This window comes from Streptomyces sp. NPDC104106 (genome assembly GCF_055584345.1).
In genome coordinates this window covers 80,020-97,529 of the sequence record NZ_JBVJMF010000016.1, presented here as the reverse complement: position 1 = coordinate 97,529, position 17,510 = coordinate 80,020, and the positions used below count along the sequence as shown (strand labels likewise).

Annotated in this window: 14 protein-coding genes, 1 tRNA gene and 1 riboswitch; of the genes, 12 read left to right on the top strand and 3 right to left on the bottom strand. The window is 70.7% G+C overall.

Translation table 11 applies throughout. The features are described from left to right. The first annotated feature begins 71 nt into the window (after nt 1-71). From ACZ60X_RS31455 to ACZ60X_RS31415, 9 genes are all read left to right on the top strand, one after another. Nucleotides 72-1,328 carry a cytochrome P450 family protein gene (locus tag ACZ60X_RS31455; protein WP_469605914.1) on the top strand — a complete coding sequence of 419 codons (1,257 nt, stop codon included), beginning with the start codon at nt 72-74 and terminating at the stop codon, nt 1,326-1,328. Nucleotides 1,329-1,496: 168 nt separating this feature from the next. Continuing rightward, the gene (locus tag ACZ60X_RS31450; protein WP_469605660.1) at nt 1,497-2,621 is read left to right on the top strand and encodes a transglycosylase family protein; all 1,125 of its coding nucleotides are present in this window, start codon (nt 1,497-1,499) and stop codon (nt 2,619-2,621) included. Between the two features lie 182 nt (nt 2,622-2,803). Next, a riboswitch (cyclic di-AMP (ydaO/yuaA leader) is annotated at nt 2,804-2,978 on the top strand. Nucleotides 2,979-2,982: 4 nt separating this feature from the next. Next, a complete protein-coding gene (locus tag ACZ60X_RS31445) occupies nt 2,983-3,693 on the top strand; it encodes a transglycosylase family protein (protein WP_469605657.1) in 711 nt (236 codons plus the stop codon). A 520-nt stretch (nt 3,694-4,213) separates the two neighbouring features. Then, nucleotides 4,214-5,521: a phosphopyruvate hydratase gene (gene eno / locus ACZ60X_RS31440; protein WP_469605654.1), complete on the top strand. Its 1,308-nt coding sequence runs from the start codon at nt 4,214-4,216 to the stop codon at nt 5,519-5,521. A gap of 122 nt (nt 5,522-5,643) precedes the next feature. Beyond that, nucleotides 5,644-6,120, top strand: a complete 477-nt coding sequence (locus ACZ60X_RS31435; protein WP_469605652.1) for an FtsB family cell division protein — start codon at nt 5,644-5,646, stop codon at nt 6,118-6,120. Between the two features lie 46 nt (nt 6,121-6,166). Beyond that, a complete protein-coding gene (locus ACZ60X_RS31430; RefSeq protein WP_469605649.1) occupies nt 6,167-6,727 on the top strand; it encodes a DUF501 domain-containing protein in 561 nt (186 codons plus the stop codon). Beyond that, a complete protein-coding gene (locus ACZ60X_RS31425) occupies nt 6,724-7,665 on the top strand; it encodes a Ppx/GppA phosphatase family protein (RefSeq protein WP_469605647.1) in 942 nt (313 codons plus the stop codon). Before ACZ60X_RS31430 ends, ACZ60X_RS31425 begins: the two co-directional genes overlap by 4 nt. 444 nt (nt 7,666-8,109) lie before the next feature. Continuing rightward, complete coding sequence (locus tag ACZ60X_RS31420) at nt 8,110-9,489, top strand: NAD(P)/FAD-dependent oxidoreductase (protein WP_469605645.1); 1,380 nt, start codon at nt 8,110-8,112, stop codon at nt 9,487-9,489. A 213-nt stretch (nt 9,490-9,702) separates the two neighbouring features. Next, nucleotides 9,703-10,998 carry a class I SAM-dependent methyltransferase gene (locus ACZ60X_RS31415; protein ID WP_469605642.1) on the top strand — a complete coding sequence of 432 codons (1,296 nt, stop codon included), beginning with the start codon at nt 9,703-9,705 and terminating at the stop codon, nt 10,996-10,998. A 67-nt stretch (nt 10,999-11,065) separates the two neighbouring features. Here the strand turns inward: ACZ60X_RS31415 and ACZ60X_RS31410 are convergent, their stop codons facing one another. Together ACZ60X_RS31410 and ACZ60X_RS31405 are read right to left on the bottom strand one after the other, a co-directional pair. Further along, on the bottom strand, nt 11,066-13,594 hold the full coding sequence (locus tag ACZ60X_RS31410; protein WP_469605641.1) for an ABC transporter permease: 2,529 nt from the start codon (nt 13,592-13,594) through the stop codon (nt 11,066-11,068). Beyond that, nucleotides 13,594-14,364, bottom strand: coding sequence for an ABC transporter ATP-binding protein (locus ACZ60X_RS31405; RefSeq protein WP_469605639.1), 771 nt, complete (start codon nt 14,362-14,364; stop codon nt 13,594-13,596). Before ACZ60X_RS31405 ends, ACZ60X_RS31410 begins: the two co-directional genes overlap by 1 nt. A 426-nt stretch (nt 14,365-14,790) precedes the next feature. Here ACZ60X_RS31405 and ACZ60X_RS31400 point away from each other — a divergent pair. From ACZ60X_RS31400 to ACZ60X_RS31390, 3 genes are all read left to right on the top strand, one after another. Further along, nucleotides 14,791-14,877, top strand: a tRNA-Leu gene (locus tag ACZ60X_RS31400). Between the two features lie 131 nt (nt 14,878-15,008). Continuing rightward, a complete protein-coding gene (locus ACZ60X_RS31395; protein WP_469605637.1) occupies nt 15,009-16,184 on the top strand; it encodes a 4-hydroxybenzoate 3-monooxygenase in 1,176 nt (391 codons plus the stop codon). Between the two features lie 170 nt (nt 16,185-16,354). Then, entirely contained in the window at nt 16,355-17,215 is an 861-nt protein-coding gene (locus tag ACZ60X_RS31390; protein WP_469605634.1) for a Bax inhibitor-1/YccA family protein, read from the top strand. A 59-nt stretch (nt 17,216-17,274) separates the two neighbouring features. On the opposite strand, the gene ACZ60X_RS31385 is transcribed toward ACZ60X_RS31390, so the two are convergent. Continuing rightward, nucleotides 17,275-17,505: a DUF4287 domain-containing protein gene (locus ACZ60X_RS31385; protein WP_020940491.1), complete on the bottom strand. Its 231-nt coding sequence runs from the start codon at nt 17,503-17,505 to the stop codon at nt 17,275-17,277. Nucleotides 17,506-17,510: the final 5 nt, after the last annotated feature.

The window sequence follows — 17,510 nt, the reverse complement described above, 5'->3', positions numbered from 1 at the left end:
CGGGCGCCGGCCCCGCCGCGCCTCCCGCCGAGCGGTCCGGCACCGCCGGTGCCTGCGCAGGAGGCGAGGGCCTGGACACGGACGCCGCCCCGGCCCTGTTCACCTGGGAGTTCGCCGCCGATCCCTACCCCGCCTACGCGTGGCTGCGGGAGGACGCGCCGGTACGGCGGACGCGGCTGCCCAGCGGGGTGGAGGCCTGGCTGGTCACGCGGTACGCCGATGCCCGGCAGGCCCTCGCCGACCAGCGGCTGAGCAAGAACCCGGCGCATCACGACGAGCCCGCGCACGCCAAGGGCAAGACCGGCATCCCGGGCGAGCGCAAGGCCGAGCTGATGACGCATCTGCTCAACATCGACCCGCCGGACCACACCCGGCTGCGCCGGCTGGTCAGCAAGGCGTTCACGCCCCGGCGCGTCGCCGAGTTCGCGCCCCGGGTGCAGGAGCTGACCGACCGGCTCATCGACCGGTTCGCCGAAAGGGGGTCCGCCGACCTCATCCACGAGTTCGCCTTCCCGCTCCCCATCTACGCCATCTGCGACATGCTCGGCGTCCCGCGCGAGGACCAGGACGACTTCCGGGACTGGGCGGGGATGATGATCCGGCACGGAGGAGGGCCGCGGGGCGGGGTCGCGCGGTCCGTCAAGAAGATGCGCGGCTATCTCGCCGAGCTGATCCACAAGAAGCGCGAGGCACTGCCCGCCGAACCCGCGCCCGGCGAGGACCTGATCTCCGGCCTCATCCGCGCCTCCGACCACGGCGAGCACCTCACCGAGAACGAGGCCGCGGCGATGGCCTTCATCCTGCTGTTCGCCGGTTTCGAGACGACCGTGAACCTGATCGGCAACGGCACCTACGCGCTGCTCACCCACCCCGGACAGCGCGGGCGGCTGCAGGACTCGCTGGCGCGGGGCGAACGGGATCTGCTGGAGACCGGCATCGAGGAACTGCTGCGCTACGACGGCCCGGTGGAGCTGGCCACCTGGCGGTTCGCCACCGAGCCGCTCAGCATCGGCGGCCAGGACATCGCGCCCGGCGACCCGGTGCTCGTGGTGCTCGCGGCGGCCGACCGGGACCCGGAGCGGTTCGCCGAGCCGGACGTGCTGGACCTCTCGCGCCGGGACAACCAGCACCTCGGCTACGGCCACGGCATCCACTACTGCCTGGGCGCGCCGCTCGCCCGCCTGGAGGGCCAGAGCGCGCTCGCCACCCTGCTCACCCGGCTGCCCGACCTGCGGCTCGCGGCCGATCCGGCCGATCTGCGCTGGCGCGGCGGACTCATCATGCGGGGCCTGCGCACGCTGCCGGTGGAGTTCACTCCGGTCCGCTGACGTCACGGGTCCGCCACAAACATGACAGCGGCTCAACTCTGTGATCTTCACGTGATCTGTGCGGCATTAACTTGTGACAAGTGATCGTCTGCCGATACGTTCACCCATCAGCGTGGCGACCGGCACCATCCGCCACGCCGTCCCTGCTGTCGCACGAAAGGTTTCCGCATGCTCTCCGGGAACGGTCGTCACCGTCGCCCCCGTCAGGCTCCGGCCCTCATCGTCGCGGCGGGAGTGACCGGCTCCGCCATCGCCATCCCGCTGCTCGGCGCCGCGAGCGCCCACGCGGCCGACGGCACCACGTGGGACAAGGTCGCCGAGTGCGAGAGCGGGGGTTCCTGGAGCGCGAACAGCGGCAACGGGTACTACGGCGGTCTGCAGATCTCGCAGGACGACTGGGACAAGTACGGCGGCACGCAGTACGCCGACAGCCCCGACCAGGCCAGCCGCAACCAGCAGATCGCCGTCGCCGAGAAGATCCTCGCCGACCAGGGCACCAAGCCGTGGACCATGTGCGCGCTGACCGCCGGGCTGACCTCCAACTCTGGTTCGGTCAAGGTCGACACGGGCGTCGGCGGCTCCGGCAACGGCAAGGGGTCGGGCGACGACTCCGCCTCGGCCGACACCTCCGACTCCTCCGGCCTGCCGGACGGCTCCGGGTCGGGGTCCGGCTCGGGTTCCGGGAGCGGCTCCGGTTCGGGCTCCCAGTCGGGCGCGAAGTCCGGCTCCGGCGCGGGTTCTTCCGTGGGCTCCGGCAGCACGGCCACGCCGGGCGCGAGCGAGGGTTCCGGCACGGCGTCGGGCGGGAAGCGTGACTCCGGCGGGACCGACACCCCCAAGTCCGACAAGACCGACAAGGCGGGTGCGTCCGGTTCTGCGGGAGCCGGAGGTTCCACCGGTTCGTCGGGCACCGGGAACGCGCCGGCGAGCGACAGTTCCCCGACGGCCGTCCCCGGAACCGACGAGTCGGACAATTCCCGCCAGAGTCCCGGCTCTTGGAGCCTCGTCGACACCGGAGCGCTCAGCAGTGGCGGACGTCACCGCGGGGACAGTGCGGACGAAAGCGCGGCAAACGGTCAGAACGCCACGTCCGCCGGCCGCCATGCGGGCAGCGGGCCGGCCACCTACACCGTCCGCGAGGGCGACACGCTCGCCTCCATCGCCGACTCCCTTGGCGTCGACGGCGGATGGCATGCGCTCTACGACGGCAACATCAAGGTGATAGGCGCCGACCCGAACCTCATCGCCGCCGGTCAGACGCTGGAAGTGGGTCGCGAAACGGGCGCGCGATAGCGGGAGTTGACGCCCCAGTTGATCGCTAATGTCCGGTTTGGCGAAAGTGTGGGATGAGTCTCAGAAGCCCTGATCGTCTTTGAAATTCCGTCGATCGCGTGTCTACGGTCAGGACCGCTCGTCACCACGAGCCCCGGCAGCCGCAACGCCGAATCCTGCCAGCGGTCGCCCGGGAACAGTCGTCGCGTCAAGCGCCGTAGGCAGGAGCGGGGGACCCAAGGTAGGCGCCGGAACCGGCAGTTGACGCCGGAACCGGCTTGGGGTGAAGCCGCAGGCCCGCGACAGCGGGCGTGCGGCCGGGCAACTCAACCGGCCCGAACCCGACAGCTCACCTCGCAGGCGTCGGTGAGGGGATCGATCCATGCTGTTCTCCGGCAAGGGCAAGCACCGTCGCCCGTCCAAGGCCACCCGCGTCATCGCGCTCGCCGGTGTCACCGGTGCCGCCGTCGCCGCCCCGCTGATGGCGGCCGGCAACGCCTCCGCCGCCACCGCCTCCGAATGGGACGCGGTCGCCCAGTGCGAGTCCGGCGGGAACTGGTCCATCAACACCGGCAACGGCTACTACGGTGGCCTGCAGTTCTCCGCCTCCACCTGGGCCGCGTACGGCGGCACCGCGTACGCCCCGCAGGCCAACCAGGCCGGCAAGGCGCAGCAGATCGCGGTCGCCGAGAAGGTCCTCGCCGCGCAGGGCAAGGGCGCCTGGCCGGTCTGCGGCACGGGGCTGTCCTCCGCCGCGTACAACGGCTCCGCCCCGAGCGCCGGCTCCAGCTCGTCGAGCAGCAGCTCCGCCGGCAGCGGCGCCGGCACCACCACCCGCTCCACCGACGGGCAGGCCGCCTCCCGCTCCGCCGAGCGCACGGCCCCGTCCGCGAGCAAGACCGTCACCACCCCGACCGGCAAGAAGGTCAAGAAGGGCGACGGCGAGTACAAGGTCGTCAAGGGTGACACCCTCAGCTCCATCGCCGAGAAGCACCAGGTGCGGGGCGGCTGGCAGAAGCTGTTCGAGCTGAACAAGGACATCATCGACAACGCCGACCTCATCTACCCGGGTCAGCAGCTGCACCTGAAGTGACATCCGGCTCCGGCCGGACCCGCAGGGCCCTCACATCCCCACCCCCCACACTGAGGACCCCGTGAGGGCCACCCCCCGTCCCCACGGGCTCCCCGCCCCGGCGCGTGTTCCCCCGTACGCGCCGGGGCGGGGTCTTTTCACCCCCACACCGCTCCCCCCGGCCCCCGGCGTTCCGCCGGGCCAACCCCGACGCCGCCCTCCGCGCCCGCCGCACGCCCGAGCCTTCCCCGCCCCGCCAGGTCGGTCCCGGCTCTCGCCCCCACCGCTCGCTCCGGCACTCGAACGCTCCGGCCGGCCAGGCCCCGCCCCCGGCGTCCGCCCCCGCCCCACTCGTTTGCCCGCTCTTCACCCGCGCCCCCCTTTGTTCCGCTGGTGAACAATGGGTACCGTCTGCGTGTCCCTCCCCGTCCACGGGGCGGTCGGTCGGTGGCTGATCCCCCGGAGACGGTTAGGCTCTAGTCGCAAGGCACAGCCGTAAGGCACACCACTTCGCAGTTCCAGCGTCACATCCAAGAAGGAGATGCTCGTGCCGTCCATCGACGTCGTCGTAGCCCGGGAAATCCTGGACTCCCGAGGCAACCCCACGGTCGAGGTCGAGGTCGGCCTCGACGACGGCAGCACGGGTCGTGCCGCCGTCCCGTCCGGCGCCTCCACCGGTGCCTTCGAGGCCATCGAGCTGCGCGACGGTGACCCGAACCGCTACCAGGGCAAGGGCGTCGAGAAGGCCGTCCTCGCCGTCATCGAGCAGATCGGCCCGGAGCTGGTCGGCTACGACGCCACCGAGCAGCGCCTGATCGACCAGGCCATGTTCGACCTGGACGCCACGGACAACAAGGGCTCCCTCGGCGCCAACGCCATCCTCGGCGTCTCGCTGGCCGTGGCCCACGCCGCCTCCGAGGCCTCCGACCTGCCGCTGTTCCGCTACCTCGGTGGCCCGAACGCGCACCTGCTGCCCGTCCCGATGATGAACATCCTGAACGGCGGCTCGCACGCCGACTCCAACGTGGACATCCAGGAGTTCATGATCGCCCCCGTAGGTGCGGAGTCCTTCTCCGAGGCCCTGCGCTGGGGCGCCGAGGTCTACCACACGCTGAAGAAGGTCCTGAAGAGCAAGGGCCTGTCCACCGGCCTCGGCGACGAGGGCGGCTTCGCCCCCAACCTGGAGTCCAACCGCGCCGCCCTGGACCTCATCCTGGAGGCCGTCAAGGAGGCCGGTTACGTCCCCGGCGAGCAGATCGCCCTCGCGCTCGACGTCGCCGCCTCCGAGTTCTACAAGGACGGCAAGTACCTCTTCGAGGGCAAGGAGCGCTCCGCCGCCGAGATGACGGAGTACTACGAGGAGCTGGTGGCGGCCTACCCGCTGGTCTCCATCGAGGACCCGCTGTTCGAGGACGACTGGGCCGGCTGGAAGGTCATCACCGACCGCCTCGGTGACAAGGTCCAGCTCGTCGGCGACGACCTGTTCGTCACCAACCCCGAGCGCCTCGCCCGCGGCATCGAGGAGGGCACCGCCAACGCCCTGCTCGTGAAGGTGAACCAGATCGGCTCGCTGACCGAGACCCTGGACGCCGTCGAGCTGGCCCAGCGCAACGGCTTCAAGTGCATGATGTCCCACCGCTCCGGCGAGACCGAGGACGTCACCATCGCCGACCTCGCCGTCGCCACCAACTGCGGCCAGATCAAGACCGGCGCCCCGGCCCGCTCCGAGCGCGTCGCCAAGTACAACCAGCTGCTGCGCATCGAGGAGATCCTCGACGACGCCGCGGTGTACGCCGGCCGCAGCGCCTTCCCGCGCTTCAAGGGCACCGCCCAGATCTCCAAGGGCTGAGCCAGTCCGGGCTAAGTCTTAGCCAGTCGTACGTACGTCCCCGTACCGGTCCCGTACCGTGTCCGGGGACGTACGCACGTGTGAAGCGCGAGGCAGAAGGCAAGGGGAGGCGGAGAGCCACGATGGCCGCACGGGACCGGGACCGTTTCTCCACCGCGACCAGGCTGCGGCTGCTCGGCGAGCAGACCGCGGCCCGGGTCTACCGTTCCCAGAGCAAGCGGCAGGCCCGCCGCTCCCGGCTCACCGGGCGCGCCGCGCTGCTCGTCCTGGTGCTGTGCTCGATGATCGTCGCGCTCGCCTACCCGATGCGTCAGTACGTCTCCCAGCGCGCGCAGATCTCCGACCTCCAGCGGCAGCAGCGACAGGCCGGCAAGCGCGTCGAGCAGCTGCGCGACCTCAAGGCACGCTGGCAGGACGACGCCTACGCCGAGCAGCAGATCCGGCGCCGGCTGCATTATGTGATGCCGGGGGAGACCGGGTACGTGGTCGTCGACCCCCATGCGGCCCGGCAGTCCCGCGCCGACCTGAAGGCCGCCCAGCGGCCCTGGTACGCCAACGTCTGGGACGGGGTCGACAAGTCCGACGCCTCCGACCAGTGAGCCGGCCGCCGGCCGGTGACCGACAGAAAGCCATCCGAAAGCAGTCATGGAAACCCCTCCGCCGCCCACTTCGCGCACCGAGCCCACCGACGCGGACGTCGAGGCCTTCAAGCAGCAGCTCGGCCGCCCGCCGCGGGGCCTGCGGGCCATCGCGCACCGCTGCCCGTGCGGCCAGCCGGACGTCGTGGAGACGGCGCCGCGGCTGCCCGACGGCACGCCCTTCCCGACGTTGTACTACCTGACGTGCCCGAAGGCGTCCTCCGCCATCGGCACGCTGGAGGCGAACGGCGTGATGAAGGAGATGACCGAGCGGCTCGCGACCGACCCGGAGCTGGCCGCCGCGTACCGCGCCGCGCACGAGGACTACATCCGGCGCCGGGACGAGATCGAGGAGCTGAAGGGCTTCCCGAGCGCGGGCGGCATGCCGGACCGGGTGAAGTGCCTGCACGTCCTGGTCGCCCACTCGCTGGCCGCCGGCCCGGGCGTGAACCCGCTCGGCGACGAGGCCCTGGCGATGCTGCCGGAGTGGTGGCGCAAGGGCGCCTGCGTGACGCTCACCGAGAACGCCGAAGGCACCGGCGAACGCCCCGAGGGAGACGAGAAGTGACCCGTGTCGCCGCCATCGACTGCGGTACCAACTCCATCCGTCTGCTCGTCGCCGACGCGGACCCCGCGACCGGCGAACTGGTCGACCTGGACCGCCGGATGACGATCGTGCGGCTCGGCCAGGGCGTCGACCGCACCGGGCGGCTCGCGCCGGAGGCGCTGGAGCGCACGTTCGCCGCGTGCCGGGAGTACGCCGGGATCATCAAGGAGCACGGCGCCGAGAAGCTCCGCTTCGTCGCCACCTCCGCCTCCCGGGACGCCGAGAACCGCGACGAGTTCGTGCGCGGGGTGCTGGACATCCTCGGGGTCGAGCCGGAGGTGATCACCGGCGACCAGGAGGCCGAGTACTCCTTCACCGGCGCCACCAAGGAGCTGACCGGCCGCACCGACCTCGCCAGGCCGTACCTGGTGGTGGACATCGGCGGCGGCTCCACCGAGTTCGTCGTCGGCGAGGAGCACGTGCGGGCCGCGCGCTCGGTCGACGTCGGCTGTGTGCGGATGACCGAACGGCACCTGGTGCGCGGCGGCGAGGTCTGCGACCCGCCCACCGAGGAGCGGATCGCCGCGATGAGGGCCGACATCGAGGCCGCCCTGGACCTCGCGGAGCAGACCGTCCCGCTGCGGGCGGCGCACACCCTGGTGGGCCTCGCCGGGTCCGTCACCAGCGTCTCGGCCATCGCCCAGGACCTGCCGGAGTACGACTCCGCGCGCATCCACCACTCCCGCGTCTCCTACGACCGGGTCCGCGAGATCACCGAGTCGCTGCTGCGCTCCACGCACGCCGAGCGCGCCGCGATCCCGTCCCTGCATCCCGGCCGGGTCGACGTCATCGGCGCGGGCGCCCTCGTCCTGCTCGCGATCATGGAGCGGATCGGCGCCGGGGAGGTCGTGGTGAGCGAGCACGACATCCTCGACGGCATCGCGTGGTCGGTGGCGTAGCCCACTTCGGTTACCTGTCAGTAGCCTTCTGCTGAGCAGGTCGGATAACGTTTGAGCGGCTTCCGGGGGCCCTTCGGGGCTCCTCGGTGACACGTCGTCGGAAAACTTCGTGAAGTTCTTCACAAGGAATTCGGCCGGGGTGGCGTACGCAAGGGCCCCTGTTGGTCCTTTCGGGGGTCGAATGGCCCCTTGAACGCGTTCAGATGAGGGGTGTACGTCCCCTTCGGGTCGCGCACCGACGAGGGTGTCTCGGGCGGCTCACACACCCGCCCGACGCCGAGAGAGGCAGCTCACGCGGCCTTGACAACGGACATCGGGGGGTCCGGGTTCCCGGCGGCGGCCATGACCTGCGTCACGCGAGTCGCGGAGTGTAGCACAGGCCCTGCCGATCCTTGTGAAGGGGCGCACGAGCACCCCTCCTGGAGCGGGTGGATACTCGATGCCATGAGCACCACGGAGCGTCCCAGGATCCTCGTAGTAGGCGGTGGGTACGTAGGCCTGTACGCAGCTCGGCGCATCCTCAAGAAGATGCGCTTCGGAGAGGCGACCGTCACGGTCGTCGACCCCCGGTCGTACATGACCTACCAGCCCTTCCTCCCCGAAGCCGCCGCCGGCAGCATCTCCCCTCGCCACGTCGTCGTCCCGCTGCGACGCGTGCTGCCGAAGGCGGAGGTCCTCACCGGTCGGGTCACCACCATCGACCAGGACCGCAAGGTCGCCACGATCGCCCCGCTGGTGGGCGAGGCGTACGAGCTGCCGTTCGACTACCTGGTCATCGCGATGGGCGCGGTCTCCCGCACCTTCCCGATCCCCGGCCTCGCCGAGCAGGGCATCGGCATGAAGGGCATCGAGGAGTCCATCGGCCTGCGCAACCACGTGCTGGAGCAGCTGGACAAGGCCGACTCCACGACCGACGAGGAGATCCGCCGCAAGGCGCTCACCTTCGTCTTCATCGGCGGTGGCTTCGCGGGCGCGGAGACCATCGGCGAGGTCGAGGACATGGCCCGGGACGCGGCCAAGTACTACAAGAACGTGTCCCGTGAGGACATGCGTTTCGTCCTCGTCGACGCCGCCGACAAGATCCTGCCGGAGGTCGGCCCCAAGCTCGGCCAGTACGGCAAGGAGCACCTGGAGAGCCGGGGCGTGGAGATCTACCTCTCCACCTCCATGGACTCCTGCGTCGACGGCCACGTGGTGCTGAAGAACGGCCTCGAGGTCGACTCCAACACCATCGTCTGGACCGCCGGCGTCAAGCCGAACCCGGCCCTCGCCCGCTTCGGTCTGCCCCTCGGCCCGCGCGGTCACGTCGACTGCGAGCCGACCCTCCAGGTCAAGGGCACGGACTACATCTGGGCCGCCGGCGACAACGCCCAGGTCCCGGACCTCGTCGGCCGCAAGGCGGGCAACGAGAACGCCTGGTGCCCGCCGAACGCCCAGCACGCGCTGCGCCAGGCCCGGGTCCTCGGCGACAACGTGGTCTCCGGCATGCGGGGCTTCCCGCAGAAGGAGTACGAGCACGCCAACAAGGGTGCGGTCGCCGGTCTCGGCCTGCACAAGGGCGTGGCGATGATCGTCATGGGCAAGATGAAGATCAAGCTCAAGGGCCGCCTCGCCTGGTACATGCACCGTGGCTACCACGGCATGGCGATGCCGACCTGGAACCGCAAGATCCGCGTCTTCGCCGACTGGACCCTCGGCATGTTCCTCAAGCGCGAGGTCGTCTCCCTGGGCGCCATGGAGAACCCGCGCGAGGAGTTCTACGAGGCCGCCAAGCCGGCCCCGGTCGCCGCCGCCAAGACCGAGGAGAAGGCCAAGGCCTCCTGACCTCCCGTCACGCGAGACACCCCCGAAGGGCCTCCTGCCATCCGTGGTGCGGGAGGTCCTTCGGCGTTCCCGGACGGCGCCGCGCACCCCGCCAACTGCGTGGCCACTACACCGGTTTTGCCCAGTCGTAACTCCTTTGCGGGACTGCGCCGAAGGCTTTGTGGTGTTTACGTGGTAACCGGCATCCGGGATCTCGCCTTGGAGGTGTGCGCCATGGCCGACGCCGCGTCGCGGCTGAGGAGTCTTGCCGAGCAACTGCTGGGAGCCCCGCTCCCCGTGCGGATCCGGGCCTGGGACGGCTCGCAGGACGGGCCGCCGGACGCGCCGGCGCTGGTCGTGCGCAACCGCCGCGCCCTGCGCCGCATCCTGTTCAAACCGGGCGAGCTGGGCCTCGTCCGCGCCTGGGTCGCCGGCGACCTGGACGTCGAGGGCGACCTGTACAGCGTGCTGGACGCGATGGCGGCCCTGGTGTGGGAGCGCGGCGAGGACGCCCGCACCCTCCGCCAGGCCGTGCGCGACCCGCAGGTGCGCGCGGCCGCCCGCGACCTGCTCAGGCTCGCCGGGCCCCCGATTCCGCCCGCCCCGCCGCGCGAGGAGGTCCGCCGGCCCCGCCGGCGCCTGCACACCCGGCGCACCGACAAGCGGGCCATCAGCCACCACTACGACGTCGGCAACGACTTCTACGAGCTGGTGCTCGGGCCGTCCATGGTCTACTCGTGCGCCTACTGGGAGGACGGCGCGACCCTGGAGACCGCCCAGCGCGACAAGCTCGGACTCGTCTGCGCCAAGCTCGGCCTGAGGGAGGGTCAGCGGCTGCTGGACGTGGGTTGCGGCTGGGGCTCCATGGCGATCCACGCGGCCCGCGAGCACGGCGTGAGCGCCGTCGGGGTCACGCTGTCGCAGGAGCAGGCGGTGTACGCCCGCAAGCGGGTCGCCGACGAGGGCCTGGCCGACCGGGTGGAGGTCCGCGTCCAGGACTACCGGGACGTGACGGACGGCCCCTTCGACGCCATCTCCTCCATCGGCATGGCCGAACACGTCGGCGCCGAACGCTACCTGGAGTACGCGAGCCGGCTGCATGGCCTGCTCAAACCCGGCGGACGGCTGCTCAACCACCAGATCGCGCGCCGCCCGCAGCGCGACGAGTCGGCGTACGAGGTGGACGACTTCATCGACGCCTACGTCTTCCCCGACGGCGAACTGGCCCCCATCGGCACCACCGTCACCCAGCTGGAGCGCGCCGGCTTCGAGGTGCGGGACGTGGAGTCGATCCGCGAGCACTACGCCCGCACCCTGCGCCGCTGGGTCGCCAACCTGGAGGCGGACTTCGGCCGCGCGGTCCGGCTCACCAGCCCGGGGCGCGCCCGCGTCTGGCGGCTGTACATGGCCGCCTCCGCGCTCTCCTTCGAGCACAACCGCATCGGCGTCAACCAGGTCCTGGCCGTGCGCACCCCGGAATCGGGCGCGTCCGGGCTGCCGCTGCGCACGCGTACCTGGAACACGGTCTGACGACCCGTACGGCAAAAGGGGGGGCCTCGCAGCCGCGAGGCCCCCCCTTTTTTCCGGTGCCCTGCGGCTACTCGGCCTTGATCGCCGCCAGCATGTTCAGCTTCGCCGCGCGCCGCGCCGGCCACAGGGCGGCCAGCACGCCGACCGCGCCCGCCAGCAGCAGGAAGACCGCCATCCGGCCCCAGGGCAGGACCAGTTCGTACGTCGGCATCTTCGTGCCCAGCAGCTGACCGGCCGCCCAGCCGAAGAACACGCCCAGGCCGATGCCGAGCACGCCACCGAACAGGGAGATCACCAGGGACTCCAGGCGGACCATCCGCTTGACCGCCTTGCGGTCCAGGCCGATCGCGCGGAGCATGCCGATCTCCTGGGAGCGCTCGAAGACGGACATGGCCAGGGTGTTGATGACACCGAGGACGGCGACGATCACCGCCATGCCGAGCAGGCCGTAGAGCATGTTCAGCATCGTCGTGAACATCTGGGCGATCTCGTTGGAGATGTCCTTCTTGTCCTGGATCTTGATGGCCGGGTTGGTGCCGAGGACCTTCGCCAGCCGGTCCTTCGTCGCCCCGGAGGCGCCGTCGGCCGTCCTGACCATGACCTGCATGTCGGCCGGGTCCTTCAGATGCGGGGTGAGGACCTTGTCGTCGACCATGATCCCGCGGATCATGTCGTTGCCCTCGTAGACGCCGGCGACGGTCAGCTGCCGGGCCTTGCCGTCCTCGAAGTGCGCGGTGAAGTGCGAGCCGGGCGTCCAGCCGTACTCCTTGGCCCGGTCCTTGTCGACGACGACCCGCGTGCCGCTCACCGTGAAGGAGCCGTCGTCCACCGTCAGGTCGGTCAGCTTCCCGATGGAGGCGCCGTCGACGCCGGTCAGGAACTCCGTCTTGCCGTCGATGCGGGACACGGCGTTGCGCAGCGGGCTGCTGGCGGTGACGCCGTCGGCCGCGGCGAGCTTGGTCGCCACCTCCGGGGAGAGCGGGGAGCGGTTGGCCATCGACACGACGTAGTCCGCGCGGATCGCCGAGGACGCCATCTTGTCGATGGCCGTCTGCAGGCTGCCCGCCATCACCGTCATGCCGGTGATCAGGGTCAGGCCGATCATCAGCGCGGAGGCGGTGGCCGCCGTGCGGCGCGGGTTGCGCACCGAGTTCTGCCGGGCCAGCTTGCCCGAGACACCGAAGACACGCAGTACCGGGGACGCCGCCGCGATCAGCGGGCGGGACAGCAGCGGGGTCAGGATGAAGACGCCGATGATGAGCAGGACCGCGCCGATGCCCATCGGGCCCTGGGCGGAGTCGGCGTTCATCGTCGTGGCCGCGAGGACCACGGCGACGCCCGCCCCGGCGAACAGCGCGCCGAAGGTGTTGCGCAGCACCAGCGACTTGGTGGTGGCCTTGGCGTGCACGCTGCTCATCGCCGCCACCGGCGGGATCTTCGCGGCCCGGCGGCCGGGCAGCCAGGCGGCCAGCATGGTGACGAGGACGCCGACCGCGAGGGCGGCCGCCACCGTGCCGGGGCTGATCACCAGCGGTCCGTCGGGCACGCTCGCGCCGAAGGAGCCGAGCAGCGAGCGCAGTCCGGCGCCGATGCCGATACCGGCGGCGAGCCCCGCCACACCGGCGACCGCGCCGACCGCGAACGCCTCGATGAGCACCGAGCGGGTGACCTGGCGGCGGGAGGCGCCGACCGCGCGCAGCAGGGCCAGTTCCCGGGTGCGCTGGGCGACCAGCATGGTGAAGGTGTTGGCGATGATGAACGTGCCGACGAACAGGGCGATACCGGCGAACACCAGCAGCGCCTGCTTCAGCCCGCTCATCGAGTCGGCGATCTGCTTGGCCTGGTCGTCGGCGAGCTGCTTGCCGGTGGTGGTCTCCACCAGACGCGTGGGCAGGGCCTTGTCCAGCCCGGCCTTGAGCGCGGACTGGCTGGTGCCGGGCGCGGCCTTGACGTCGATCTCGTCGTACGCGCCCTTCTTGCCGAACAGCGCCTGCGCGGTCGCGGTGTCGAAGAGCGTGAGGCTGCCGCCCGCGGCGACGTTGCCGTCGTCGGTGGTGAAGACGCCCACGACGGTCGGCGTGAGGACGGGGCCGTCGACGGAGAGCCGCACGGTGTCGCCGACCTTGTAGCCGGTGCGCTCGGCGGTCTTGGAGTCGATCAGCACCTCGCCCCTGCCGTGCGGGGCGTGGCCGCTGACCAGCGGGTAGCGGGCGTCCTGGGTGCCCCAGTAGTTGCCGCCGTTGGACTGCCAGTCGCCGCCGACGAGCTTGCCGTCCTTGCCGGCGAGGGCGGTGAAGCCGGTGACGACACCGGTCGCGGAGGCGGCGCCGGGGACCTTGGCGGCCTTGTCCAGCGTGGCCCGGGTCAGGTCCGGCGTCCGGCCGACCTTGTCGCCCTCGGACTGCTGGTACTTGGGCCGTACGGCGACGTCGACCTGGTCGAAGCCCTTGGCACTGCTCTTCTGGTAGGCGTCGGAGATGGTGTTGGTGAAGACCAGCGTCCCGGACACGAACGCCACGCCGAGCATGACGGCGAGCACGGTCATCAGGAGCCGGGCCTTGTGCGCGAGGACGTTGCGCAGGGCGGTGCGGAACATCAGGAGGTACGGCCCTTCGCGTCGAACTGCTTCATGAGGTCGAGGACGGAGTCGGCGGTGGGGCCGTGGATCTCGTCCACGATCCGGCCGTCCGCGAGGAAGACGACGCGGTCGGCGTAGGCGGCGGCGACGGGGTCGTGGGTCACCATGACGACGGTCTGGCCCAGCTCCCGCACCGAGTTGCGCAGGAAGCCGAGGACCTCGGCGCCGGAGCGCGAGTCGAGGTTTCCGGTCGGCTCGTCACCGAAGATGATGTCGGGCTTGGAGGCGAGGGCGCGGGCGACCGCCACGCGTTGCTGCTGGCCGCCGGAGAGCTGCGAGGGCCGGTGGCTGAGCCGCCCGGAGAGCCCCACCATCTGGATGACCTGATCCAGCCACGCCTTGTCGGCCTTGCGGCCCGCGATGTCCATCGGCAGGGTGATGTTCTCCAGCGCGGTCAGCGTCGGCAGCAGGTTGAACGCCTGGAAGATGAAGCCGATCTTGTCCCGGCGGAGCTTGGTGAGCTGCTTGTCCTTCAGGGAGCCCAGCTCGGTGTCGCCGATCCTGACGGACCCCGAGGAGAAGGTGTCCAGGCCCGCCACGCAGTGCATCAGCGTGGACTTGCCGGACCCGGACGGGCCCATGATCGCGGTGAACTCGGCCTGCCGGAACTCGACCGAGACCCGGTCCAGGGCGACCACCCGGGTCTCACCCTGCCCGTAGATCTTCGACAGCTCCGTGGCGCGTGCGGCCACGGTGGTGGTCCGGCCGGCGGTGGGTGTGGTGGTCACGGGACAGTGCTCCTCGGGGGGTGACGTGTGTTCCTGGGGACCGCTCCATCGTCCCGGCGCACAGGGCGCGTGGAGTCAGTCGCTGTTCCGGTTCCGGGGGGCGACTCGGGTCGGACGGGAAGCTGCCGTGTCATACCTGGGGAGGACGGCGGACCCTGAGACGGGCCGGGCTGTAAAAGCAATGTCGAACGATGTCGAACGATGTCGAGAACAGGTGGAACGCCCTCGTTCGGACGGTGAAATTCCGTCATTTCACGTACACGCGTGTCCACCTCCCGCCACGCTGTTTGGCAAGTGCGGATGGCGCGTTCCGCGGGCTGATGCACCCTCAGACGTCAATAAAATAAGACAACATCGGTCCGCCCTTCCGCTGATCGGGGGATGGGTCCCGATAGGCTCGGATCCTCAACGCGGAGCCCATGGCCTGCCCGGATGGTGGAATGCAGACACGGCGAGCTTAAACCTCGCTGCCCCTTCGCGGGCGTGCCGGTTCAAGTCCGGCTCCGGGCACCACCGCGCCTCTTCTCCCTCGCGGGTCCACCCATTGACATCGGATTCACCCCGGCGGAGACTCGACGCCCGGCAGCTGGTGAAGGAAATTTCACCAGACGAACAGACTCGTCGTCGCGGAAGGGGCAGGGCCCATGCGCACCACCGTCGGGATCATCGGAGCGGGGCCGGCCGGGCTGCTGCTCGCGCGGCTGCTGCACCGCGCGGGCATCGACGCGACCGTCCTGGAGAGCCGGGACCGCGCCTACGTCGAACACCGCCAGCGCGCCGGGATCCTGGAGCAGGGGACGGTGGACGTGCTGCGCGCGGCGGGCGCCGGGGAGCGGATGGACCGCGAGGGCCTGCGGCACGACGGCATCGAGCTGCGCTTCGACCGGCGCCGCCACCGCGTGGACTTCCCCGCCCGCACCGGCGGCCGGTCGGTGATGGTGTACGCACAGACCGAGGTCTGCAAGGACCTCATCACCCTCCAGCTGAAGGAGGGCGGCCCGCTGCTGTTCGGGGCGGAGGCGCTCGCGGTCGAGGGGGCCGAGGGCGACAGTCCGCGCGTGCGGTTCCGGCACGAGGGGCGCGAGGACGTGCTGGAGTGCGACTACGTCGTCGGGTGCGACGGCTTTCGGGGCGTCTCCCGCGCCGCCGTACCGGCCGCCGTCTCCCGCGTCTTCGAGCGGACGTACCCCTACGCCTGGCTCGGCGTCCTCGCCGACGTGGCGCCCTCGCACGACGAACTCGTCTACGCCCGCCACGACCGCGGCTTCGCCCTGCTCTCGATGCGGTCCCCGGCGGTCTCCCGCCTCTACCTCCAGGTGCCGGCCGGCACGAACGCCGACGACTGGACGGACGAGGCGATCTGGGCGGAGCTGGACAGGCGCCTGGAGACCGACGACGGCTGGCGGCTTGGGCGCGGGCCCCTCACCCAGAAGTCGGTCACGCCCATGCGCTCCTTCGTCCACGAACCGATGCGCCACGGCCGGCTCTTCCTCGCGGGTGACGCCGCCCACATCGTCCCGCCGACCGGCGCCAAGGGCCTGAACCTCGCCGTCGGCGACGTCGTCACCCTCGCCCGGGCGCTGGTCCGCGAGCGGGACACCGGCTCCCCGGACCTGCTCGACGCCTACTCCGCCACCTGCCTGCGCCGCGTCTGGCAGGCCGAGCGCTTCTCGTACGACATGACGACCCTGCTCCATCCGGCCCCGGACGCCACGCCCTTCGACGCGGCGCTCCAGCGGGCCCGGCTGGAGCGCATCGCCTCCTCGCGCGCGGCGGAGACCGACCTGGCCGAGGCGTACACCGGGTTTCGTCTCGACTGAGTAGCGGATCCGTCATGGAGTGCCGACTGCTGTTGGCCGGGAATCACCCTTCCGCGTAGCGTGTTGGCGAGCACGGCGGGGGAAAGATCCTCCGCAGGTATGACAGACGATCCTTTGCCTATCCATTACTCTTGAGCCAAGGTCACGCAGGGTGGCCATGGAGGAGTGAAATGAGGAGCAGCAACCCGGTCTTCTCGCGACGGGGGTTCAGCCGCGACAACGGCTACGCCGGCTTCAACACCGCACCGCAGGCCGGGTACGCACAGGGCAACCCGTACGCGCAGAACCCCTACGCGCAGAACCCCTACGCCCAGCAGGGCGTGCAGTACGGCGCGCCGCCACAGGCCCCGGTCACCACCGACCGGATGACCATGGACGACGTCGTCGTCCGCTCGGCCATGACGCTCGGCACGGTCGCCCTCGGCGCCGTCCTCGCCTGGGCGCTGCTGCCGGTGTCGGCGACGAGCTACGGCCTGGCCGTCGGCTCGGCGCTCATCGCGTTCGTCCTGGCCATGGTCCAGAGCTTCAAGCGCACCCCGTCGCCCGCCCTGATCCTCGGGTACGCCGCGTTCGAGGGCGTCTTCCTCGGCGTCATCAGCGAGATGTACAACAGCCGCTGGAGCGGCGCCCCGTTCCAGGCGGTGCTCGGCACGATGGCGGTCGCCGGCGCGACCCTGCTCGTCTACAAGGCGGGCTGGATCCGTGTCACCGCGCGCTACGCCCGTATGGGCCTCGCCATCGCGATGGCCTTCATGGTCGTCATGGCGGTCAACCTGCTGCTGGTCGTGTTCGGCGTCGCCGGGAACGGCGGCCTGCGCAGCTTCGGCCCGCTCGGCGCGCTCGTCGGCATCTTCGCCATCCTGCTCGGCGCGTTCTTCCTCACGCTGGACTTCAAGCAGATCGAGGACGGCATCGCCTACGGCGCCCCGCGCAACGAGTCCTGGCTCGCCGCGTTCGGTCTCACGATGACGCTGGTGTGGATCTACGTCGAGATGCTGCGGCTGGTGGCGATCTTCACCAACAACGACTAACCGCCCGACACCGGCTGAGAGGGCCCCGGACCGCGCCACGGTCCGGGGCCCTGCCGCGTCTAGAGCAGCTTGCGGGCCGCCCTCCTCAGGTCGTACTCGTGCACGATCGCCTTCGCGTGGCCGTACGCGAGGTCGTACTCGTGCCTGAGCCAGCTGACCTTCTCCTCGAAGCGGAACAGGGCGGGGCCTTCTTCTACGGTGCGCAGCCAGTCGGAGACTTCACGACCGGTGCAGTGGGGGATGCGGGCGAGCAGATTGCGGTGGGTCTCCTCGGAGAAGAGCTGGGACATCGGCG